Origin of the sequence: Agathobaculum faecis (genome assembly GCF_014287995.1) — a bacterium.
Taxonomy (GTDB): Bacteria; Bacillota; Clostridia; order Oscillospirales; family Butyricicoccaceae; genus Agathobaculum; species Agathobaculum ammoniilyticum.
This window is the reverse complement of sequence record NZ_JACOPL010000009.1, coordinates 97,200-118,937: the sequence shown is the minus strand read 5'-3', so window position 1 is coordinate 118,937 and position 21,738 is coordinate 97,200. Positions and strand designations below refer to the sequence as shown.

Genomic DNA, 21,738 nt, shown 5'->3' with positions numbered 1-21,738 from the left:
TTCAACAAATTTTTCTTATCATATATTATATCCTATTACCAGCCGTATTTCCAGACAAAATAAGGGACGGGGCTTCCGCCCCGTCCCGCGCCCATATTCCTTATGCGCCGAACCGCATCTGCAGCCGCAGACGATCGGCTATCATCGAGATGAATTCCGAGTTTGTCGGCTTGCCCTTGACGCCCGACACCGTATAGCCGAAATAGCTCTGCAGCGTCTCGATATCGCCGCGGTCCCACGCGACTTCGATCGCATGACGGATCGCGCGCTCAACTCGCGAAGAAGTGGTCTTGAACTTTTTTGCAATCGACGGATACAGCACCTTGGTAATCGCGCTGACCGCCTCCATGTCCTCGACCGCCATCATGATCGCCTCGCGCAGATATTGGTAGCCCTTGATATGCGCCGGCACGCCGACCTGATGGATAACCTCAGTTACGCGTACTTCCAGCGCCATTGCTTCCCCCGTTTTTTCGGCCTCCTGCTTTCCGGATTTCCACATGCGGATCCTTTCGCAAACCATTTCCGCTTCCATAGGCTTGCGCAGAAACATATCCACGCCCAGCGCAGTACACTCCGCGCCCGCCTGTGGGCTGGCGAAAGCTGAAAGGACAACGGTCGCGGGCTGCTCCTGCCTGCGTTCGTGCAGCTTGGTCAGCACCATGATCCCATCCATCACCGGCAGCACCAGGTCGATGATGAGCAGATCAGGCTTAAGCTCTCCTACTGCCGCAACCGCTTTCGCGCCGTCCTCCGCGATACCGGCAAGCTCCATATCATTTGATTTTTCGATTGCCGCCGCCATCCGTGCGCAGAATTCGCTGTCGTCGTCTGCGAGCAATACTCGAATTTTTTGTTCCATGTTGTCAATACCAGCCTTCCAGCAATTTATTTGTTCTCTGTCTTAGCTGTCATTAATTTACCATATAATTCCATAATTTTCAAGGCTATTGTCGGAAAAGCTGGATTTTTTTCTCGTCATTTTTCGACAAAATGCGACGAATCGAGCGAAACATGAACAAAAACTTCGTTAATTCGTCATTTCCTCAAGCATCCGTTCAATGCCAATCGCATAGCCGCAGGTAGGGTCGTTTACCATTACATGCGTCACCGCGCCGATGATCTTCCCATTCTGCAGAACAGGCGAGCCGCTCATGCCCTGTACGATACCGCCGGTCTTTTCCAGCAGCGCCTGATCGGTCACGCGCAGCATCATCCCGCGCCCATATTCATCGTCCTGCGGATAAATTTTGACAACCTGAACAGAATACGATTGTACCTTGTCTCCCTCGACATTGGCCAGGATTTCCGCCTCACCCACCTTTATTTCGTCCGCCGCGGCCACCGGTACGGATTCCAGAGAGGAATACAGCGAACTATCGGTCAGCGTACCGAAAATGCCGCTTTCCGTATTCTCATTTACCGTGCCGAGCGGCACATCCGATTGGAATTCACCCTGCAGCGCACCCGGTTCTCCAACCTCGCCGCGCTGCACCGAGCCTACCACAGAATACAGGACGCTACCCTCTTTCAAGGGCATCAGCACGCCTGTTTCTCCGTCGCAGATACCGTGTCCGAGCGAGCCATAAGCGCCGGTTTCCGGATCGACGTAGGTCAGCGTACCGATACCGGCCATGCTGTCACGCGCCAGTACGCCAATCCGGTATACACCATCCGTATCCGCGCGCGGAGTCGCTGTTACCGTTTGCGTTTCGCCATTGCGCAAAATTTCCAGTTCAACCGGCTGCCCCGCCGACAAGGCAATCTGCTTCTGCATTTCGTCATTGGACGCCACCTCGGCGCCGTTTACTTTGACGATCATGTCGCCCTCCGACACGCCCGCGTCACGGGCGGGACAGACCGCTCCATCCGCTGTCTGCACATCGTTCAGCCGCACCACCAGAACGCCGTCCGCGCTCATCTGGATGCCTACGGTGTGGCCGATGGGGATTACCGATGTGATTTCCGCCGCCTGTGCAGTAACCAGCATCATCAGGGTCAAAAGCAAGGATATTGCGATTTTTTTCGCTTTGCTTTGCTGCACTTTTTTCACCTCCGCCATTTACTATGCCACCCGCGCCGCAAAAAAAAGCCTGTGAACCTTTGCTATTCCCTTGTGATTTCTGGATAGGCGATAAGTCTTTGGCCGTGGAAAGGTTTTCTAAAACGAAAAAGAGGCGGTTTCTCCAAGCAGTTTGGAGAAATCCGTCTCTTTTGGCAGCATTTATTTAATTGCGGCCTGTTCTGTCAAGACCCGCCCTGCCCGCGCAGGGTGCTGAACCGGTTATGTTTTTTCGGAGGGAAGCTCCTCAAACGGCGTTGTTTTCCTTGCCGGCGCCGGCGCGCGCTGGCCGAGGAACGAAGCGACCGCACGGGTAATCACGCCGCCCGCGGCACAGCAGACGACCGCTTCGACCAAGCCCTGCATGCCGACCAGCAGCACCACGAACATCAGCGGATTTGCCGCGCCATTCGTCGCCACAATATTTTGGATATATTCGCAGTTATAGAACACCAGCACGATATACCCCATAAAGAACAGCGTATTGAGCAGCGGCGCGGACAGCGCGCCCGCAAAATAACTCCAGCCACCCTTTTTGTCCACACGCCGCAGCAGGCTAAACAGCAGGCCGACGAACCAGCCCATCAGGATGCGCATGGCGACGCACAGGATAAACGTATTGACCGGACTGACCTGGAAAAGCGCGCTCGTCATCGCGGAGCCTCCGGTCAGCGCGTCCTTAAAGCTCACCAGCCCGAACACGCCGCCGAGGATCGCACCCGCCACAGGCCCCATCGTCATCGCTCCGACCGCGATCGGCACGGTCAGGAACGACATGTACAGCGGCCCGACGGGAACGCTGCCCAACCCGATCAGCTTCATGACGATCTCGATCGCCGCCAGCAGGCCAAGCTGTGCCAGAACGCGCACATTGGTTGTTTTGTTCTTTTTCATATGTAATTTTCCTCCTGCTCCCGTCCCGCCCTTATCGTCGGGTACAGGGCTTATTTCGGCTTCTGCGGGTCAGGACCGGTTCCGCTTCCAGATCAGATGCAGGCCATCCAGCACAAGGCTTTGGTCGTATTCGAACGGCACGCGCATATACCGCGTGACCAGTGGCGCAATATCACCCGTCACGACCACATGGGGCGTTTGTCCCAGCGTTTCGGCAAAGCGTCCGACCATGCCATCCACCATGGCTGCCGCGCCGTATACCGCGCCCACGCGCATAGCATCGGCCGTGTTGCGCGCAAGGATTCCCTCGTCCCTCGCCTCGATCGCGACCGCGGGCAACTGCGCCGCCTGCTCCCGCAGAGCGGACAGGCTCAGGCGTACTCCCGCTGTAATAGCCGAACCGACCAGAGCGCCGGATTGATCCAGCACGGTAAACGTTGTCGCCGTGCCGAGGCAGACCACCACGCACGGCAGCTTCCCCTTTGCGCGCGCCGCAACCGCGCTCGCCACGCGGTCCGATCCAACCTGGCGCGGCTGCTCCGACCGGATATTAAGCCCTGTTTTGACGCCGCTCGATACCTCGATCACATCGGTCACGCCAAGCAGGCGCAGCGCGTCCTCGAGCACCGTGACCATGCTCGGCACGACCGAGCTGACCACGGCGCCGCGGATGCGGCCGACAGGTACGCTGTACAGCCCGAAAACCTGCTGCAGCTTGCAGGCGTAATCATCCCGTGTCCACTTGGGCTCGGTCGCGATGGAAGCGGCAAAGAGCTGCTCGTCTTCCTCATAACCGCCAAGCAAAACATGGCTGTTCCCTGCATTAACTGCAATCAGCATATCGGCCCCTCTTTCCCTGCATATTGCCAACGCCATTATACGGCATCCGGACATACTTTGCAAGCACTTATTGGGGCAGCATGAACGGAGCCGCCAAAAGCATCCAGAGCGCCGCGTATTTGGGGCATACCTGCCCTTGGATATTGCCGCGTTCGCGCGAATAATCCCATACGCCCATCCGGTACTTCCGGTTGACCGTGCAACCGACGACGTATTCCGCCGCCGTGATGCACGCCGCGCCACACAGACACCTTGCCAGCGGCTTTTCCGCCCGCACCCGTGGACGCAGCCGGTTCAGCCCTACCAGTACCGCGCCGCCGGTGAGCGCCATCGTCCAGTGCGTGTAGCCGCGCCACAGAATTTCGAGCGCGGAATACCCACTTGCTCCTAAAAGGAACAGTCCGGCTGTTTGCTGCTTCATCTCTCATCACCGGACTTATTATGTCATATCCCGACGCCGTTATGCCTGCTCGGACGCACAAACCGCCAGCGCCGCGGCAAAATTTCCGGCAACGATCCTGGCCGCGCCGCACAGCATCAGATTGAGCGGCAGACCAAAATTTTCCACCGCAAAGCCCTCCGCATCTTTTTCCCCGATTTTCTCCCGCATCGCGCGCCCATCGGACACATACCCGTAAATCTGTTTTCCCTTTGCATGGGCGTAGCCGACCTCAAAGCAGGTGCCGCTGTCCGGCTCGGCACCACGGAACGGGTTCAGGTTCGCGATCACGATGTCGGCCTGATCGATCAGCCCGCAGTTGCCGGCAAAAATATCCTGCGCGTTATCCGCCTCGTTGTCAAACGGGTACAGCCCTGCGAAGCCCTTTTCCGCACACATCATTTTCATTTTTGCGCCGCGCTGTCTTGCATCCGGCGCAAAAACATCAAAACCGGCAAGATATATCTTTTTCATATTTGCATGCCCTCCCTGTTATGCGTTGCACACAAAAAAGGGATGCCATCTCCGCGGCATCCCTTCCTGTCGTTTGTTACAGTCTCGCTTCCAGCTCCTTGCGGCGCTCCTCAAAGCCCGGCTTACCAAGCAGGGCGAACATATTTTTCTTATACGCCTCAACGCCCGGCTGATTGAACGGGTTGACGCCAAGCAGGTAACCGGAAATACCGCACGCCTTTTCAAAGAAATAGACCAGATAACCGAAATGCCATGCGTCCGCCCGATCGATCTCAACGATGATATTCGGCGTGCCGCCATCCATATGCGCCATCAGCGTACCCTGATAGGCCTTGGAGTTGACGAACTGCACGCTCTTGCCCGCCAAGTAATTCAGCCCGTCGATATCCTCCGCCGTTTCCTCAATATAGCTTTCCGAGCGCGGCTCGCGCACCCAGACAACCGTTTCAAACATCATGCGCGCGCCGTCCTGAATGAACTGGCCGATCGAGTGCAGATCGGTCGAGAAGTTGGCCGACGTTGCGAACAGGCCCTTGTGGTCCTTGCCTTCGGACTCATCGAACAGCTGCTTGAACCATTCGCCGAGCATGACAAGCGCGGGCTCGTAGTTGACCAAAATCTCCATGCTTTTGCCTTTCTGATGCAGGATGCTGCGCAGCGCCGCGTATTGCGCGCAGGCATGCTCCGTGCCATCCGCAAAATTACGGCGCGCCTCGGCCGCGCCGGCCATCGCCGCGTCGATATCCACGCCCGCGGCGGCCATCGGCAACAGGCCAACCGCCGTCAGCACAGAGAAACGGCCGCCGACATCGTCCGGCACAACAAAGGTCTCATACCCTTCGTCGTCCGCCAGCTTTTTCAGCGCGCCGCGCGCCTTGTCCGTTGTGGCAAAGATGCGCTCCTTCGCGCCTTCCCTGCCGTACTTCTCCTCAATCAGCTTTTTGAAAATACGGAACGCGATCGCAGGCTCGGTCGTCGTGCCGGATTTGGAGATCACGTTGATCCCAAAATCGCGGTTTCCGATGATTTTGACAATATCGTTCAGGTAGGAGGAGGAAATGTTATTGCCGACAAAGTATACCTCCGGTATCCCCTCCGGACGCACACCGTTGTACATCTGCCCGTTCACAAATTCGATCGCCGCGCGCGCGCCCAGGTAAGAGCCGCCGATACCGATTACGACCAGCACCTCGCAGGTCTGCTGGATCTTTTTCGCAGCCTGCTTGATGCGCGCGAATTCCTCTTTATCATAGGCCTCGGGCAGATCAACCCAGCCCAGAAAATCATTTCCTGCGCCCGAGCCGGCATGCAGCACATCCTGCGCCGCCTGCACCAGCGGGGTCATCTGCGAAATCTCTTCCTCTCCCACGAAGCCTTTCAGCCCTGTCAGCTTGAGTTCCATTGCCATGATTCATTTCCCTTTCCGGTTCATTATAACCCTTTTCCAATAGTATACCAATAATCTCAGCGCCTGGCAAGGTTTTTGTTAATATTCTACAAATATTTTGTCCCTTCGAGCAATTTCATGCAACATTTTCCCCACCATTCCCGCCATGCAGCCGCAGAAAAGCCGTTCCCTGAAAAGAGGAACGGCTTTTGCAATTAATAAATCGGGAAATTGGCGCAAATATCGCATACGTTGCGGCGAATCTCATTCGCCTTATTTTCAAAATCAGTGGCAGTCTGCCAGATGAACTCCGCGATGTGGAGCATTTCCGGCTCGCCAAAGCCGCGGGAGGTGACCGCCGGCGTACCCACGCGCTGGCCGGAGGTAACGAACGGGCTTTCTGGATCGTTCGGGATGGCGTTCTTGTTCGCGGTGATATATACCTCGTCCAGACGGTGCTGTAGCTCCTTGCCGGTCACGCCGGTCTTGCGCAGGTCGATCAGCATGAGGTGATTGTCCGTACCGCCGGAAACCAAGTCAAAGCCCTGCTTCATCAGCGCGTCCGCCAGCACCCTGGCGTTGGTAACAACGCGCTTCTGATACGCCTTAAATTCCGGCTTGAGCGCTTCGCCGAAGCAAACCGCCTTGGCTGCGATCACATGCTCCAGCGGGCCGCCCTGCGTACCCGGGAAAATCGCCTTGTTGAATTTCTTGCCCAGCTCCTCATTGTTTGAGAGGATGACGCCGCCGCGCGGCCCACGCAGCGTCTTATGGGTCGTGGTGGTGACCACGTCCGCGTACGGCAGCGGGTTCATATGCAGGCCGGCCGCCACCAGGCCCGCGATGTGTGCCATATCTACAAAGAGGTATGCGCCTACTTCATGCGCGATCTCCGCAAACTTGGCAAAGTCGATCGCGCGCGGATAGGCCGAGGCGCCCGCAATAATCATCTTGGGCTTTTCCTTTTTGGCCAGGTCGCGCAGCGCATCGTAATCGATATAACCGTTTTCATCCACGCCATACGGCACGATATGGTACAGCAGGCCGGACTGGTTCACCGGCGAGCCATGGGTCAGGTGGCCGCCGTTGTCCAAGCTCATGCCCAGCACGGTGTCGCCCGGCTGGCACAGCGCCTGATAAACCGCCATATTCGCCTGCGCGCCCGAATGGGGCTGCACGTTAGCGTACTTCGCGCCGAAAATTTCACAAACACGTTTGATCGCAAGGTTTTCAACCTCGTCCACACATTCGCAGCCGCCGTAATATCGCTTGCCTGGGTAGCCCTCCGCATATTTGTTGGTCAGCACCGAGCCCATCGCGGCCATAACAGCCTCACTGACAATATTCTCCGAAGCGATCAGCTCGATATTGCGTGCCTGACGGTCGTATTCCGCCTGCATCATCTTGCCCAGCTCAGGATCATACGCTTTCACAAATTCCATTGCCTCGCGAACCATATTTCAACCTCCATCAACGTGCTATAAATTCTGTATCTCCATTAAACCACATTTTTCATCTTACGGCTACTGGCAAACAGATAGATTTTGCCCTGTTTTAGCACTTTTTTATGTTAAAAATGTAAAATGCCGACAAAACTCTTGCTTTTTCGTACAAATATGCTATGATATTAATACTTACGTCGTCAGGAGAGAAAGACATGACAAAAAAAGAACGCGCCGCCGCGGTGACCGAGCTGCTCAAGGAGGTTTATCCGGACGCTGTCTGCGCGCTGCACTATACCCATGATTACGAGCTGCTGTTCGCCACACGCCTGTCCGCCCAATGTACGGACGCCCGCGTCAATATCGTGACCGAAACTCTGTTCCGACAGTTCCCCACCCTGCAGAGCTTCTCCGAAGCGCCGGAGGAGGAGATCGCGGAGGCGATCAAAACCTGCGGCCTGTTCCGCACCAAGGCGCGTGACCTGAAAGCCTGCGCCATCATGTTGCTGAGCGAATATGACGGCAAAGTGCCAGATAACATGGAAGATTTGCTTCGTCTCCCCGGCGTGGGGCGCAAGACCGCCAACCTGATTCTCGGCGATATCTTCGGCAAGCCCGCTATCGTGGCCGATACGCATTGTATCCGTTTGTCCAACCGGCTCGGCTTTGTCAAAAACGAAAAGGACCCCGTCAAGGTGGAGAACGCGCTGCGCAAGCTGATCTCCCCTGCGGAATCCTCGGACTTTTGCCACCGGCTTGTTTTGTTCGGGCGCGAGCACTGCACCGCGCGCAGCCCCAAATGCTCCGGCTGCCCGCTCGGCGCGGTCTGCCCCTCTTATCCGGTCACAAAATAAGGAAGAAGCTGCTCCACAGGGGGCAGCTTCTCTTTTTAATGCTATTGTCTTGCCGCAGGCAGCGCCGGCCGCAGCGTCAGGCACCGCCGCACTCATTTCTCCGCGCTCCAGGCGCCTTCCTCCACCGCTTCCAGCAGGCACGTCTCGCTGTCAAGCTGGCGGCCCGCAAAGCAGTCTTTGTTGTTCTCGTAGATCAGGCGCAGCCCCTCCAGCGTCAGGTTGGGGTCCACCTCGTCGATCAGGCCGCAGTATTCCGCCATCATGCGGCCCATGCCGCCGGTCGCAACCACGCGCGCATTACCACCCAGCTCCTCTTGGATATCTGTAATGATGCCGGCCAGCGCGCCCACATATCCGCGCACCGCGCCCGACTGCATGGACTGCACCGTGGTTTTCCCGATCGCCTTTTCCGGCCGCTCGATATCCACGCGCGGCAGCTTGGACGCCTTGAGAAACAGCGCTTCCATCGCCACCTTGATGCCGGGGAAAATCGCGCCGCCCTGATATGCGCCGTTCCCGTCGATCGCGTCAAAGGTGGTCGCGGTGCCGATATCCACGATGATCAGCGGCTTCCCGTACTTTCTGACCGCGGACACCGCATTGACCAGGCGGTCCGCGCCTACCTCGCGCGGATTGGTGTAGCGGTTCTCAATCCCGATATCCACATCCCGCCCGGCGATGACCGGCTGCACATGCAGATATTTGCGGATGGCGTTGATCAGCGTATACATCACCGGCGGCACGACCGAGGCGATGATGACTGCATCGGTCTGGGTGCGGTCCAGCCCGTGAAAATGATAATATTGGGAAATCTGCATGCCAAGCTCGTCCGATGTCCGCTCCGCGTTGGTGGAGATGCGGAACGAACCCCGCAGCCTGTCCCCGTCATATAATCCAAACACCATATTGGTGTTGCCTACGTCAATGGTCAAAAGCATACCGTTTCCCCTTATTGTCTGAATTTATCGCGCCGGATCAGCCCGCCGTCCTCATCGAGCAGCGTAACTGCGCGAAGCTGTGCATTTTCAATCGTCAGGCGCGCATAACTTGCCGGACCGCCGCGCGGCAGGCTGATGCTGCCTGGGTTGCAGACCAGCACACCGTCTATCCGCTCCAGCAGCATGCGGTGGGTGTGACCGTATAGCGCCACCAAACAGCCCTCTTCCCGTGCCCGCTGCGGCAGGATGCCGCAGGCCAGCATGGATACCCGCTCCTTATGCCCGTGCGTGATATAGATTGGCAGGTTGTCCGGCGTGATTACCGCATACTGCGCAACGTCCGGCTTATAATCGTTATTGCCGCGCACCCGATAGACCGGCAGCATCGGGAAAAGCCGCTCCAGCTCCCGCGCGTCGTCCGCATAGTCGCCCAGGTGGATGACCGCGTCCGGCTTCTCCCGCTCGACCGCTGCGGCCATAGCGATATTCCGTCCATGTGAATCGGCAAAAACCAATATATTCAACGTGTTTTCGCCCCTTTCGCCGCGACACATATAGCAGTATTTTACACCGGCGCGGCCCACTTGTAAACCCACTGCATCACATTTTTCCATTTGCCGCATATACTGGCAGTAACGAAACCAGGAAAGGGATGGGAACTATGCCCGATCAAAATGAAATTTTACGCCGCCTTGCAGAGCAAGCCGGCAACCCCCAGGCGGTCGATCAGCTCCGCACGGCGCTGAACACGCCGGACGGAAAGAAGGCCGCGCAGATCATTTCCGCCCAGCACGCGGCCGATCTGGAGCGCGCCGCGCAGGCCGCGCAGCGCGGCGATATGCGGGAGGCGGCGATGCTCGCGCAAAAGCTCATGCAGTCGCATGAGGGTACTACGCTCGCGGCGCAGCTCAAAAAGCTGTTCCAGAAATAAGGAGGTACCCGCATGGACAACGATATGCTGTCCTCCCTGCTGAACGATCCTGATGCGCTACAGAACGCAATGAAAACCGTTTCCGATATGCTGGGAAGCCCCCAGCAGCCGGCCGGCGCCCCTGCCAGCAAGGATTACGACCCCTCCGCGGAGCTGATGGAGCGCGCGCTGCCGGTCATCAGCACCATCCTCCAAAGCGGGCAGGGCGCGGTCAAACCGGAAAAGCGCGTCCTGCTCAACGCGGTAAAGCCCTTTGTCACGGACGAGGTTGCCGGGCAGTTCGACCATGCGATGCGGCTGGTCAGCATAGCGCGCATCGCGCGCACTGTGCTGGGACAGCTGGGCCAATCCGGCGGCACCTCCTCCGACGACGGCACTCAATCACTCTGAACCAGAAAGGAAGCGAAGCCGCTTGTATAACCGCTATCTCGCCGCTGCGGAAGCCGACGACGCCCCGCCGCTACATAAAGAGCCGCCGTCCGGTCAGACCCCCGCAGACCGGAGCCGCAGCGGAGCCAGTTCGCAGACGGCGTCCGTGTTTACCGACCTGTCGCGCGGCCTGTCCGGACGCCTGCAAAACATCAAGCTCGACATGGACACCATCATCGTACTCGTCATCGTCTGGTTCCTTTTGAAAGACGGAGAGGAGATCGATTGGGAGCAGCTTCTCCTGATCGGCGCCCTGCTTATCCTGGGTATCTGACACATAGGTCAGATACCCTTTTTCCTGCGCGGCTTTGGCTCCGGCAGCGCCGCACAGGTCTGCCGCACCAACTCGGCCATGCGCGCGCGGTCGTCCAGCTCCTCGACATAGAGGAGGCGCGCGCCCTCGTGCGGCTCCACGATACGCGCTTCGGGCAGCAATGCCCGCCCCGCGTCCGTGATTTTCAGGCACAGCATATCGTCCTCGACCGTGGCGAAAAACTTTCCGTCGCACCACAGGCCGAATTCACCGAACATACGCTTCCAGGTGATCGTCCCCGCACCGGAAAGCTGGTCGCATACATAATTTACAAATTCCAGGCTGGATGCCATGTTATCTCCCTTTCAGGCGTCCCTCCGCGGCGTTGGACAGCGCGGCGTATTCCGCAAGGCTGAGCCGCTCGCCGCGCACACGCGCGTCCAGCCCTACCGATTGGATCAGCTCTGTGATCTCCTCCTTGCCCATTGCGCTGCCGAGCACCGGTCCCAGCGCGTTGACCAGCGTTTTCCGGCGCATGTTGAACGCCGCCCGCACAAGTGCGAAATACAGCTTTTCATTGCGCACTGCGACCGGCGGCTGGGTGCGCGGCGTTAGTTGTATTACTGCGGAATCCACCTTGGGCTTCGGCACGAAACAATCCGCCGGCACGTCGAACAGCAGCGCGGCCTCCGCATGATACTGCACATAAATGGAAAACGCAGAATACGCCGCCGTACCCGGCGCGGCGCAGATGCGCTGCGCAACCTCTTTCTGTACCATGACGGTGATCTTTTGGAAGGCTCCGCTTTCCAGCAGGGCTGTGATGGCCGGCGTAGTGATGTAATATGGCAGATTGGCGCAGGCCACTGCCTGAGCCTCGCCAAATTTTTCCCGACACAGCGCGGCCAGGTCAATCTGAAGCACATCGCCCTGCACGACCTCGAAATTATCATATCCCGCCAGCGTCTCCCCCAACACGGGCAGCAGCGCGCGGTCAAGCTCGACCGCGACCACTCTGTCCGCCCTGCGGCACAGCTCGGCGGTCAGACAGCCCATGCCCGGGCCAATTTCGACCGCGTTCCCCGTTTCCCCCGCACCGCTCATTTCCGCAATCCGGCGCGGCACGGTTTCATCCGTCAGGAAGTTTTGTCCCAGCGACTTGGAAAAGCGGAAGCCATGCCGTCCCAAAACCGCCCGTATGGTATCAATGTCACAAAGGTTCATTGCGCACACCCCACTATCTGTTATTCCTGCGCTATTCCCGTTTCCCAGCCGCTTTCAGCAGCGCTGGAGCGCCTCATATATAAAATCGGATAGGGATTCCCCTGCTCGTCGTGGTTCTTCCGCTCATAGACCACAAAGCCCAGATGCTCGTAAAATCCCCTTGCCTGTGGATTCTGCTCGTTTACTCCTACCGTTTCAATACCATACCGCTCCACCCCATACTCTATCAAGCTTTTCCCCCAGCCTTGTCCCCTTTGCTCTGGTGCAACGAACAGCATTTCCAGATTTCGTTCCTCTATGCCCATAAACGCAACAGGCACGCCATCCCTGTTTTCCAAAACGACTAAATGTGGAACCACCCGCAGTGCTTGTGGAACATATTGTTTGATCTTCTCAATTTCCTCAGCGGACAAAAACAAATGGGTCTGTTTGACCGCACCTTCCCACACCGTTAAAAGCTGCCTTATCAGCGCCTGCGGTCGGCTTTCAGGCTCCATGATTCTCATTTTATCACTCCGTCCAACAAAAAGGCCGACGGCAGAACGCCGCCGGCTTTTTTATTTTTAATGTCTCAATTCATTTCAAACTGCCCTTTTTAAGCAGCTTATTCCTCACCCTCGATCAGGCCATAACCGCCTGCGGCGCGCTTGTATACGACCGCATGGATATTATCGTTATCCGCATTGCGGAAAAAATAAAACTGATGGTCGAGCAGGTTCATCTGCAGGATCGCCTCGTCCACGCTCATGGGCTTGACCTCAAAGCGCTTGCGGCGCACGATATCGAAATCCTCCTCGGAAAGCGCAGCCTGCTGCTCGGCGATCTTATCGAACGCACCCTCGCGCAGGCGCTTTTCCAGGCGGGTCTTATGCTTGCGGATCTGCCGCTCAATGCTGCTGACCGCACCGTCGACCGAGGCGAACATATCGGTTGTCGTCTCCTCGGCGCGGACGACCAGACCTGTCTGGCGCACCGTAATTTCTACCGTCTGTTTGCCGCGCAGCTCGCTGAAAGTCAGCGTGGTATCTGAATCCTGATGGAAGTACCGATCCAGCTTCTCGACTTTGCGCAGCGCATACTGGCGCAGGTCGTCATCGATTTTCATTTTTCTCTCGACGATGGTGAACTTCATAACATCATCTCCTATCGGGCGGGTTGCCCAAGATACTTATGGGAATTTGCTATAATTAGTATACCACGTCTTAGGTGAAATTGTCCAATAGATTTTACACAAATTCACAAACTGTTCAGCATTTTCCCCAACGCGGTCACAATTCCCCTTCCGCGTGTCGGGTCACATGGCAGGAAATGTTCACCACGCAGGGCAGGCCCGCGATATGCGTGCCGAACGGCTCGATCGCGCAGGAAAGCGCGGTCACCGTTCCGCCAAGCCCCTGGGGACCCACGCCGGACGCATTGACCTTATCCAGCACTGCCCGCTCCATTTCCGCGTACATCGGGTCTTCGTTCCGCCGGTCCACCGGCCGGAGCAGGGCGCGCTTTGCCAAGTACGCCGCCTTGTCCGAGGTGCCGCCCAGCCCCACGCCGATTACGATCGGCGGGCAGGGGTTGGACCCTGCGCGGATGCATGCGTCCGCGATAAAATCCACAATCTGCTCCCTGGTCGCGGCCGGCGTAAACATTTTCATCGCGCTCATATTCTCCGATCCAAAGCCCTTCGGGGCGACCGTGATCTTGATCTTATCCCCCGCCACGATCGAAGTATACAGCACACAGGGGGTATTATCGTTGGTATTCTCGCGCCGCAGCGGGTCGCCGACCACGGAAAGCCGCAGATACCCGTCGATATACCCACGGCGCACCCCCTCCGTGACCGCGTCCTCAAACGCCCCGCCGGTCAGGTGTACTTCCTGTCCCACCTCCGCGAACACAATCGCCATGCCAGTGTCCTGGCAGACCGGCACATCATTCCGCCTTGCCAGATCGCAGTTTGCGAGCATCTCCCCGAAAATTTCTTTCCCCAGCGGGGACTGTTCCGCTTTCTGCCCACGGACGAAAGCCTGCCGCAGATCCGCGGGCAGATAGTAATTCGCTTCCATGCAGAGCCGACGCACCAGCCACGTGACTTCCGAAACATCGATCGTTCTCATACCGTCCTCCTGTATTCCGGCGCGCCGTTGATGAACACGGCCTGCACCTGGCTTGTAAAATCCAGCGGTTCCCCGCTCCACAGGACGCAGTCCGCGTCCATCCCCGTGCGGAGCATTCCGATCCGTTGCTCCATGCCCGCAATGCGCGCCGGAACGGTTGTCACCGCGCGGAGCGCGTCCGTCCTGTCCATCCCCTCCCGCACCGCCAGCAACAGCGCCACGCGCAGCAGGCGGAGAGGTATCTCGGGATGGTCCACGGTAATCGCAGTCTCAATCCCCGCCCTGCACAGCAGGGCCGGCGCCTCGTCCGTCAGGTTCCTGAGCTCGGGCTTGGAGCGGTCGGTCATATACGGCCCGCAAACGACCGGCACCTGCTCCCCTGCCAAAAGGTCGGCGACCAGATGCGCCTCCGTACCGTGGATAATCACGGCTTTCAGGCCGAACTCCCCGGCAATCCGCAGCGCGGTAAAAATATCGTCCGCGCGGTGCGCATGGAAGTGCGCCTCCGCTTCGCCCCGCAGCAGCGGCAGCAACGCCTCCAGCTTGATATCGTAGTCCGGCTTGTCCTCCTCCGGCTCTTTTTCCGCGCGCTCCATCCGCAACAGGTATTCCCTTGCTTTGTAAAGCTGCTCGCGGATGAGCGCCGCGGTCGCCATGCGGGTAACCGGCGCTTCATCCTTGTCGTGATAGACCGACTTGGGGTTCTCACCCAGCGCAAACTTGATCGCGAGCGGCGCTTTGAGCACCATATCGTCGATGCGCCGGCCGGCCGTCTTGAGCAGCGCGATCTGCCCGCCGATCGGGTTGGCGCTGCCTGGGCTGACCGCGACCGTTGTCACCCCCGCCTCGACAGCTTCGCGGAAGCCACGGTCCAATGGGTTTACCCCATCAATCGCGCGCAGGTGCGGCGTAACGGGGTCGGTATCCTCGTTCCCGTCCGCGCCCTCAAAGCCCAGCCCGTCTTCATACAGACCGAGGTGGGAATGAATGTCGATCAGACCGGGTGTCACCACGCCGCCGCGCCCGTCAACCACCTGACCGCAGGCGGGCGGCTCGTCCGTTCCCATCGACACAATCTTCCCGTTTTTCATCCAAATCCATCCGAAAAAACGCGGATTCGATTCATCCATCGTCAGAAACGTGCAGTTTTTCAGAAGTATTTCTTCCATTTCCGTCCTTTCCCTCAAAAAAGCAATTGACATTTATTGTAAATTATGCTATATTGATTATGGCAGTTGAGAGAACTGCCATGCACCGTTCATATCTTTATCCCCACAATCCTACTTTTGGCGCCCTTTCGCAGGAAAGGGCGCGTTTTTTTGCCCTGCGGAATAAAAACAAAACCGAGGTCGCCCTCGGTTTTATGTGTTTATCGGCGGCGGCGCGATCCGTTTTTGCGGTCGGTCGCATGGCGCACGTCGGCCTGCCGGCTCTCGCTGTCGGACATGAACGCCTTGAGCTTATCCTCAAAGCTCATGGTCGCGGGGTCCTTGGGCGGCTGCGGCGTTCTGCCGCGCGGCGCCTGGCTGGAACGCTGCTGGAACCGCGGCTGCCGTGGCGCGGCGCCGCCGGCGCGTTCCGGACGTGACTCCTGCGGCTGTGCCTTTTTGATGGACAAATTGATGCGGCCCGCCTGGTCGATATTAATGATTTTCACCTTGACCTGCTGGCCTTCCTGCAGAAAGTCCTTGATGTCGCTGACAAAGCTCGCCGCAACCTCGGAGATATGCACCATGCCCGACTTCCCTTCGGGCAGGGCGACAAACGCGCCGAACTTCGTGATACCGGTCACTTTACCCTCTACGATCGCTCCCACTGCCAAATCCATATAAATTGTTTTGCCTCCGTTATTTGTTTCCCTTTTACCTGCTGGATGTGTCCACAAAGACACGTTCTCCCGGTTCTGCATAGCTGAGCTCGGTACGGGCGATCTCGCTGATGTCTGCTTCCGAAATGCCGTTCTGCATCTCCTGCCGGAGCGCTTCATTTGCAGCCTCGTATTCCTCGACACGCATATTGAGCGAATCCAGCTCCGCACGTTTATCCGCAATTTGTGCATGCAGGCTGATGATTGTCACCACGGCATACAGCAAAAAGGCCAGCATCAGGATTTTGACCCAGACCGGCGCTTTGCGCTTGGACATTCGGACACCTCGCTCCATCTTCCCTTGGCCCAGACTAATTCGAGTTTTATTTTATACCTTTCCTGCGAAAAATGGAAGAGGGTTTCGCAAACTTTTTTGTAAAAGAGCGAATTTTTTCCGGTAAACCAGCTTTACCCGCAAGCCCGCGCGCCTTTTCCCCCGCTGTGACGAACAGGCCGCACAGCCGCGCGGCCAAATCCAGCACAAGCCGCAGCGCCCCCTGCACCAGCCCGCTGAGCAGAAAAAAATATATTCCCGCGCCGACGCACGCCCCCGCAAGTACATACCAGCGGCTCTGCCCCATCGCAAAAACCAGGCTGAATTCGAAAAAAGCCGCCAGCAGGACCAGCCAGAACACAAGGTCATACAATGCGGTAGCCAGGCGCCCGGCCGAGAAATACACCCGAAACGCCCGCAGAATATCATAAAAAAGCCCCAGGGACGCGCCCAGTAAAATACTTTGCAGCCCCAGCAGGAACTGTGCCTGCATCGGTACCGTCATGCCGCGTTCACCCGCCGAACAGACGGCTGAAAAAACCGCCGCGCGGCTGTACGCTGTCGTCATATTCCAGGCAGCCAACCTCGCCCTCCACAATCAGCTCGCCTGCTTCCAGCTGCAACCGCTCGACATGCAGGCCCTGCCCCCGCACGACCAGCATCCCGCGCACGGTCTCCAGCAATACCTGGTCCTCGTCAAAGCTCTGCACATCCACCACGCCGGAGATCGAAAGCTTCTCCCTGCCCTCCAGAATAACGGTATGCGGCATTTCCCTGTTGCGTTCGTCGGCTGCCATATGCAGTCCCTCCCTCTCATAAAAAACATCCCGCTCCCTTCACTATATGAAGGGGCGGGATGTTTTTATTACGGGATTTCCCGATACATCGCGGCCGCATCCGCTTTCAGCGCGTGCTCCGCGATCTCGAGTACTTCGACTTTCATCGTGCGCTGTCCGAACGCAATCTCGATAACATCGCCTGTTTTCACCTGGTAGGATGCCTTTGCCGGTTTGCCGTTCACTGTGATCCGCGCCGCGTCGCAGGCGTCGTTCGCTACCGTTCGGCGCTTGATCAGTCGGGAAACCTTGAGATATTTATCCAGCCTCACGGTTACTTCGTGTCCACCTTATCCTTGAGCGCCTTGCCGGGCTTGAATACCGGAATGGTCGCGGCCGCGATTTCGATCGCCTCGCCGGTGCGCGGGTTGTGACCCGTGCGCGCAGCGCGCACCTTGGTCTCAAACGTACCGAAGCCGCTCATCTGCAGCTTATCTCCCTGCGCCATCACATCGCCCATCGCGGCGAAGACAGCGTCGATCGTCTTTTCTGTATCCTTTTTGGAGAGGCCGGTTTTTTCCGCAACCAGCGTGACGAATTCGCTTTTTTTCATGCTTATACCTCCGTTTATACCTTTTCTTTTGATCTATTCCAAAGCGAGTCCATTTCTGCCAGCGACAAGTCGGACAGCACTTTGTTCTCTTCTTTTGCCTGCCGTTCCATAAAACCGAACCGATGAATGAACTTGTCGCAGGTCTTTTCCACCGCGCGCTCGGCGTCCACCTTTTTATGGCGCGCCACATTGACGACCGCGAACAGCAGGTCGCCCAGTTCCTCCTCGATATCGCCGTCGCCTGCGAGCGCCCGCCGCACCTCGGCAAGCTCCTCCTCGACCTTTTCCAGCGCTCCGTCCGCCCCATCCCAGTCGAACCCCACCTTAGCGGCCTTCTTCTGGATTTTTTCCGCGCGGATCAGACCCGGCAGGCTTTTGGCCACGCTGGCAAGCGCGGAGGTATCGGTTTCCTGGTGCTTCTCCTTGCGCTTGAGGTCGTCCCAATTGCTCAGGATCTCCTCCGAGGAGCCCACCTTGACATCACCGAAAATATGCGGATGGCGGTAAATCAGCTTTTTGCAGATGCCGTCCGCCACATCATTGATGTCAAACACGCCCTTTTCCTTTTCCATCTGCGTGTGAAAAACGACCTGCAGCAATACGTCGCCCAGCTCTTCCTTCAGGTGTTCGGTATCCTCCTCGTCGATCGCCTCACAGACCTCATAGGTCTCCTCAATAAAATTGCGGCGGATCGACCGGTGATCCTGTTCCCGATCCCACATGCATCCGTCCGGCGCGCGGAGTATTTCCATGATCCGCAACAGATCGTTAAAATTATACTGCTCTTTCTTTTGAAAATCAACCATTTTCTACACTTCCTGTCATTTTAAACGCAAAAGGTTGGCAATTTTTTCCCCTTTTGGCAGAAGCTGCACATCCTCGCGGTCAACCGCGTGCAACGCCAGCAGCAAAACGCCGTATACCGCCACCGCTACAAGGATCGACACGAGCGTGCTCAGCTTATCCACTGCCGAACCCGGCGCCGCGCCAAGCACCCGCGTCAGCACGGTAAAGCAGATATAAGTCGCCGCCCCCATGCCAGCCGTTGCGGCAAGCGGCCTGCCCACGGTTTTGCCCAGCGGGGGCAGCGCATGGGACAGCCTTGCGATGTGGAACAGATTCAGCAGCGCAATCAGCCAGTAGCACACGGCCGTACTGATCGGCGCTCCCGCGATACCGAACCGCGGATCCCCGATCAGATAATAATCCCCGAACATTTTGACCAGCGCGCCGAGGAACATCGAAACCAGCGGCAGGTCAATCCGCCCGAACGCCTGCAGGGTAGCGTTTGTGATCGCGACCAGCGCCACAGCGGGTACGGCAAAGCCTAAAATCGCCATCAGCCGGCCTCCGGTTTCCGTCCCCGAATGGTAGAGCAGCCGCAGGATCGGCTCGGATAGAACGAGGAACCCTGTGCCTGCCGGCAAAGTGATGATCATGGTCAGCCGCAGCGAAGTGGAAAGCGTTTTGGACACTTTGGTAAAATTCTGCGCCGCGCGCGCGCTGGCAATCGTCGGCAGCACGCTGACCGCCAGCGCCGTGATCAGCGTCTGCGGCAGGTTGAAGAAATTGATGGCCTGGCCGGTGTAAATGCCGTAGGTCGCCATCGCCTGCTTGGCCGTCATCCCCACCGCTGGGCTTTGCAGCCGCGCGGAAATCAGCGCAACGTCGATCAGGTCGGTCAGGCTCATGACCGCCGAACTGATCGTAATGGGGATGGACAGGGAAAGCAAAACCTTCGCCAGTTCCCCCGCAGGACGCACCGCATCGTTCAAAATGCGCACGGGCGTCGCTCTGCGGCGCGTTACCGCCGCCTGCGCCAGCATATACGCCGCCGCCACGACCTCGCCCAGCGTTACGCCCAGCACGGTCATTGCCGCTACCACCGGATCGCTGTAGCCCTGCCCCATCGCATAGTAGGCAAGGCCAAGGCCAACAAACAGCTTACCCATCGCCTCAATGACTTGGGAAACCGCTGTCGGCACCATATTGGACCGCCCCTGGTAATAACCGCGAAACACGGAAAGGATGGCCACCATCAGCACGCTCGGCGCGATCGCCATAACGGCAAGCCGCGCATCTGCGCTTTTGATCCATTCCGCAAACGTACCCGCGCCAAAAAACAGCGCGACCGAACACAGCGCGCCGACCGGCACAAAAATGCTACCCGCGACGCGAACGATACGCCGCACCTCATGCTCGCGCCCGCAGGCCGTAGCCTCCGCCACCATCTTGGACAGCGCCGCCGGCAGGCCGACCGTCGAAATCATCAGCATCGCGGTGTATATCCGGTAAGCCGCGCTGAACATGCCAAACGCTGGGGATTCCTCCCCGCCGATCAGGTTTTGGAGCGGTATCTGGAAAAACGCGCCGATCACCTTGACGATCAGGCTCGCCGCCATCAGGATGACCGCGCCCTGCACAAAATTCTGTTTTTTTCGCTGCAAACGCTACACGCCCTTTGTCTTTTCTTATTGTACGGTATGGCAGGGCGCTCTAAAATATGCGCTCACAGCGCGCCGCCGCAGCCGGAGCAAAACGCATCCTCCCTGCTGCACGGACGCCCGCAGTGCGGGCAGGTCACGACCGACTTCATGCCTGCAAGCTCCTCGCGCAGCGCGGCAATCCTGGCCTGCTTCTCATCCACCAAATCGATCTTCTGATCCATTTCCTCGTTAGAGACCTCTGTTCCCCGATGCAGCTCATACACCATTCTGCCGATCTCTTTGAACAGCACCTCGCATTCGGTATTCAGATCAAAAATCTGGAGGTTGATCCGCGTCGCGCTGGCAAGCTCGGTCGCTTTCTTTCCGGCGGCATCCGCCGCGCGGCCAGCCGCTTTGCTGGTCTTATCCGCCATTACCTTGACCTTTTCCAAAAACGTCTGCATTTTTGCATCCATGGGTCCTCGCTCCTTCCAACGGGACTGTCCGCCCCGCTATATTGCATTTTATTATACTGCATAGCCCTATAAAAAGCAAGCGCGCCTGTATTTTACCCAATAAACTCGTGCAATACCGAATCCTCGGGGATAAAATCCGTATAATCGATCGGCGCTACCTGATCAAGCACCGCGCCGACCGGCACGAGACCCGCCCTGCCAAGCTCCTCCCGATGCAGGCGGAGCTTGGGCGCCAAATACTGCATGAGTATATTGAGCTCATACGGCAGGAAGGTGTCCACCGTCAGGTTGGCCTGCCCGCGATGCGGCGCGATATACAGCTTTTCTCCGCGCCGCACTGAGTTCCACTGGCGCAGCGTGTCCTCGACTGGCGAATTGCGGAACAGGCTGTCCCGCATAGCCCGCCGCAGGAAGCGGAGCATATACGGCTCGACCCGCGCCCCCTCCTTGGGGACGACCGCGCTTGCCACGGACAGGTAAACGCCGGTCGCCGCGTGCGCGAGATCCCCCATGATGACCGGATTGAACGAGTGGATCCCCTCGATCAGCACGACCTCGTCCGGATCCAGACGCAGCGAACGCGCGTGCGGGATTGAAGTACGCGTTTCAAAATCAAAACGGGGCAGGTCGATTTCCTCTCCTGCGACCAGCTGGGTCAAATGCTGGCTCAGCAGCGGCAGATCCATACATTCCGGACTTTCCAGGTCAGGCACGCCGTTTTCCGTGTCCGGCGGGATGTCATAGCTGCCGACCGTGCGGTAATAATCGTCCATCGAGATCATCTCCGCATGGATGCCGCGTTTTTCCAGCGCGCGGCCGATCCGGTCGTTGGTCGTGGTCTTTCCGGACGAGGAGGGGCCGTTGATCAGCACGATCGGCTTCTGACGGCTGTTTTCCGCGATTTCCTCCGCCACCTGATCCACCTGCGCATGGTACGTCCGTTCACATTCCGCGATAAAGTCGGCCGCATCGTACCGCGCGCGGTGGTTGATATATTTGAGTGTGTATTCCGCCATAGCCGTGTTCCT

Annotated in this window: 30 protein-coding genes; 4 read left to right on the top strand and 26 right to left on the bottom strand. The window is 58.0% G+C overall.

The annotated features are described in order from the left end of the window. Positions 1-100: 100 nt before the first annotated feature. From spo0A to glyA, 8 genes are all read right to left on the bottom strand, one after another. Entirely contained in the window at positions 101-862 is a 762-nt protein-coding gene (spo0A, locus tag H8S45_RS10965; protein WP_054327358.1) for a sporulation transcription factor Spo0A, read from the bottom strand. A 168-nt stretch (positions 863-1,030) separates the two neighbouring features. Then, positions 1,031-2,044, bottom strand: coding sequence for a SpoIVB peptidase (spoIVB, locus tag H8S45_RS10960; protein ID WP_186950085.1), 1,014 nt, complete (start codon positions 2,042-2,044; stop codon positions 1,031-1,033). Between the two features lie 240 nt (positions 2,045-2,284). Further along, complete coding sequence (locus H8S45_RS10955; RefSeq protein ID WP_147574156.1) at positions 2,285-2,956, bottom strand: ECF transporter S component; 672 nt, start codon at positions 2,954-2,956, stop codon at positions 2,285-2,287. Positions 2,957-3,025: 69 nt separating this feature from the next. Beyond that, positions 3,026-3,796 carry a type III pantothenate kinase gene (locus tag H8S45_RS10950; protein WP_054327355.1) on the bottom strand — a complete coding sequence of 257 codons (771 nt, stop codon included), beginning with the start codon at positions 3,794-3,796 and terminating at the stop codon, positions 3,026-3,028. Positions 3,797-3,863: 67 nt separating this feature from the next. Further along, positions 3,864-4,217 carry a putative ABC transporter permease gene (locus H8S45_RS10945; protein WP_054327354.1) on the bottom strand — a complete coding sequence of 118 codons (354 nt, stop codon included), beginning with the start codon at positions 4,215-4,217 and terminating at the stop codon, positions 3,864-3,866. 39 nt (positions 4,218-4,256) lie between these two features. Further along, on the bottom strand, positions 4,257-4,709 hold the full coding sequence (locus H8S45_RS10940; RefSeq protein ID WP_054327353.1) for a nucleoside 2-deoxyribosyltransferase: 453 nt from the start codon (positions 4,707-4,709) through the stop codon (positions 4,257-4,259). A gap of 76 nt (positions 4,710-4,785) precedes the next feature. Further along, complete coding sequence (locus H8S45_RS10935) at positions 4,786-6,117, bottom strand: glucose-6-phosphate isomerase (RefSeq protein WP_054327352.1); 1,332 nt, start codon at positions 6,115-6,117, stop codon at positions 4,786-4,788. 194 nt (positions 6,118-6,311) lie between these two features. Beyond that, positions 6,312-7,553 (bottom strand): serine hydroxymethyltransferase, encoded by a 1,242-nt coding sequence (gene glyA / locus H8S45_RS10930; RefSeq protein WP_054327351.1) that lies wholly within the window; start codon positions 7,551-7,553, stop codon positions 6,312-6,314. A 200-nt stretch (positions 7,554-7,753) separates the two neighbouring features. On the opposite strand from glyA, the gene nth reads away from it, so the two are divergent. Beyond that, positions 7,754-8,392 carry an endonuclease III gene (gene nth / locus H8S45_RS10925; RefSeq protein ID WP_054327350.1) on the top strand — a complete coding sequence of 213 codons (639 nt, stop codon included), beginning with the start codon at positions 7,754-7,756 and terminating at the stop codon, positions 8,390-8,392. Positions 8,393-8,484: 92 nt separating this feature from the next. On the opposite strand, the gene H8S45_RS10920 is transcribed toward nth, so the two are convergent. Both H8S45_RS10920 and H8S45_RS10915 read right to left on the bottom strand, forming a co-directional pair. Continuing rightward, positions 8,485-9,330 carry a type III pantothenate kinase gene (locus H8S45_RS10920; RefSeq protein ID WP_054327349.1) on the bottom strand — a complete coding sequence of 282 codons (846 nt, stop codon included), beginning with the start codon at positions 9,328-9,330 and terminating at the stop codon, positions 8,485-8,487. 11 nt (positions 9,331-9,341) lie between these two features. Further along, positions 9,342-9,854 (bottom strand): YfcE family phosphodiesterase, encoded by a 513-nt coding sequence (locus tag H8S45_RS10915; protein WP_161804745.1) that lies wholly within the window; start codon positions 9,852-9,854, stop codon positions 9,342-9,344. Between the two features lie 137 nt (positions 9,855-9,991). Here H8S45_RS10915 and H8S45_RS10910 point away from each other — a divergent pair, with 137 nt between their 5' ends. From H8S45_RS10910 to H8S45_RS10900, 3 genes are read left to right on the top strand one after another with little or no spacing between them, the layout of a single operon-like run. Beyond that, positions 9,992-10,261, top strand: a complete 270-nt coding sequence (locus H8S45_RS10910; RefSeq protein ID WP_054327347.1) for a hypothetical protein — start codon at positions 9,992-9,994, stop codon at positions 10,259-10,261. Positions 10,262-10,273: 12 nt separating this feature from the next. Beyond that, a complete protein-coding gene (locus H8S45_RS10905) occupies positions 10,274-10,651 on the top strand; it encodes a hypothetical protein (RefSeq protein WP_054327346.1) in 378 nt (125 codons plus the stop codon). 22 nt (positions 10,652-10,673) lie between these two features. Beyond that, positions 10,674-10,964 (top strand): hypothetical protein, encoded by a 291-nt coding sequence (locus H8S45_RS10900; protein WP_054327345.1) that lies wholly within the window; start codon positions 10,674-10,676, stop codon positions 10,962-10,964. Between the two features lie 8 nt (positions 10,965-10,972). Here H8S45_RS10900 and H8S45_RS10895 read toward each other — a convergent pair whose 3' ends face one another. The 16 genes from H8S45_RS10895 to H8S45_RS10820 form a co-directional block, all read right to left on the bottom strand. Continuing rightward, positions 10,973-11,296 carry a TfoX/Sxy family protein gene (locus H8S45_RS10895; RefSeq protein ID WP_054327344.1) on the bottom strand — a complete coding sequence of 108 codons (324 nt, stop codon included), beginning with the start codon at positions 11,294-11,296 and terminating at the stop codon, positions 10,973-10,975. Between the two features lies 1 nt (position 11,297). Next, positions 11,298-12,167, bottom strand: a complete 870-nt coding sequence (gene rsmA / locus H8S45_RS10890; protein ID WP_054327343.1) for a 16S rRNA (adenine(1518)-N(6)/adenine(1519)-N(6))-dimethyltransferase RsmA — start codon at positions 12,165-12,167, stop codon at positions 11,298-11,300. Between the two features lie 20 nt (positions 12,168-12,187). Continuing rightward, a complete protein-coding gene (locus H8S45_RS10885; RefSeq protein WP_054327342.1) occupies positions 12,188-12,673 on the bottom strand; it encodes a GNAT family N-acetyltransferase in 486 nt (161 codons plus the stop codon). A 98-nt stretch (positions 12,674-12,771) separates the two neighbouring features. Then, positions 12,772-13,299, bottom strand: coding sequence for a ribosome hibernation-promoting factor, HPF/YfiA family (gene hpf, locus H8S45_RS10880; protein WP_054327341.1), 528 nt, complete (start codon positions 13,297-13,299; stop codon positions 12,772-12,774). Positions 13,300-13,435: 136 nt separating this feature from the next. Continuing rightward, positions 13,436-14,278, bottom strand: a complete 843-nt coding sequence (locus H8S45_RS10875; RefSeq protein WP_054327340.1) for a fumarate hydratase — start codon at positions 14,276-14,278, stop codon at positions 13,436-13,438. After that, a complete protein-coding gene (locus tag H8S45_RS10870) occupies positions 14,275-15,447 on the bottom strand; it encodes an amidohydrolase (RefSeq protein WP_186950083.1) in 1,173 nt (390 codons plus the stop codon). Before H8S45_RS10870 ends, H8S45_RS10875 begins: the two co-directional genes overlap by 4 nt. A 200-nt stretch (positions 15,448-15,647) precedes the next feature. Next, positions 15,648-16,106, bottom strand: coding sequence for a S1 RNA-binding domain-containing protein (locus tag H8S45_RS10865; protein ID WP_054327339.1), 459 nt, complete (start codon positions 16,104-16,106; stop codon positions 15,648-15,650). Positions 16,107-16,140: 34 nt separating this feature from the next. After that, positions 16,141-16,422: an FtsB family cell division protein gene (locus tag H8S45_RS10860; RefSeq protein WP_054327338.1), complete on the bottom strand. Its 282-nt coding sequence runs from the start codon at positions 16,420-16,422 to the stop codon at positions 16,141-16,143. Positions 16,423-16,468: 46 nt separating this feature from the next. Continuing rightward, positions 16,469-16,924, bottom strand: coding sequence for a spore cortex biosynthesis protein YabQ (yabQ, locus tag H8S45_RS10855; RefSeq protein WP_159068208.1), 456 nt, complete (start codon positions 16,922-16,924; stop codon positions 16,469-16,471). Between the two features lie 7 nt (positions 16,925-16,931). Beyond that, entirely contained in the window at positions 16,932-17,216 is a 285-nt protein-coding gene (yabP, locus tag H8S45_RS10850; RefSeq protein ID WP_054327336.1) for a sporulation protein YabP, read from the bottom strand. Positions 17,217-17,284: 68 nt separating this feature from the next. Continuing rightward, positions 17,285-17,527 carry an RNA-binding S4 domain-containing protein gene (locus H8S45_RS10845; protein WP_054327335.1) on the bottom strand — a complete coding sequence of 81 codons (243 nt, stop codon included), beginning with the start codon at positions 17,525-17,527 and terminating at the stop codon, positions 17,285-17,287. A 2-nt stretch (positions 17,528-17,529) separates the two neighbouring features. Then, positions 17,530-17,808 (bottom strand): HU family DNA-binding protein, encoded by a 279-nt coding sequence (locus H8S45_RS10840; protein WP_107632014.1) that lies wholly within the window; start codon positions 17,806-17,808, stop codon positions 17,530-17,532. 14 nt (positions 17,809-17,822) lie between these two features. Further along, on the bottom strand, positions 17,823-18,614 hold the full coding sequence (mazG, locus tag H8S45_RS10835; protein WP_054327334.1) for a nucleoside triphosphate pyrophosphohydrolase: 792 nt from the start codon (positions 18,612-18,614) through the stop codon (positions 17,823-17,825). 15 nt (positions 18,615-18,629) lie between these two features. Continuing rightward, positions 18,630-20,255 (bottom strand): putative polysaccharide biosynthesis protein, encoded by a 1,626-nt coding sequence (locus H8S45_RS10830; protein ID WP_186950081.1) that lies wholly within the window; start codon positions 20,253-20,255, stop codon positions 18,630-18,632. Between the two features lie 62 nt (positions 20,256-20,317). Beyond that, on the bottom strand, positions 20,318-20,710 hold the full coding sequence (locus tag H8S45_RS10825) for a hypothetical protein (RefSeq protein WP_147574154.1): 393 nt from the start codon (positions 20,708-20,710) through the stop codon (positions 20,318-20,320). A 92-nt stretch (positions 20,711-20,802) separates the two neighbouring features. Next, positions 20,803-21,726, bottom strand: a complete 924-nt coding sequence (locus H8S45_RS10820) for a uridine kinase family protein (RefSeq protein ID WP_054327331.1) — start codon at positions 21,724-21,726, stop codon at positions 20,803-20,805. Positions 21,727-21,738: the final 12 nt, after the last annotated feature.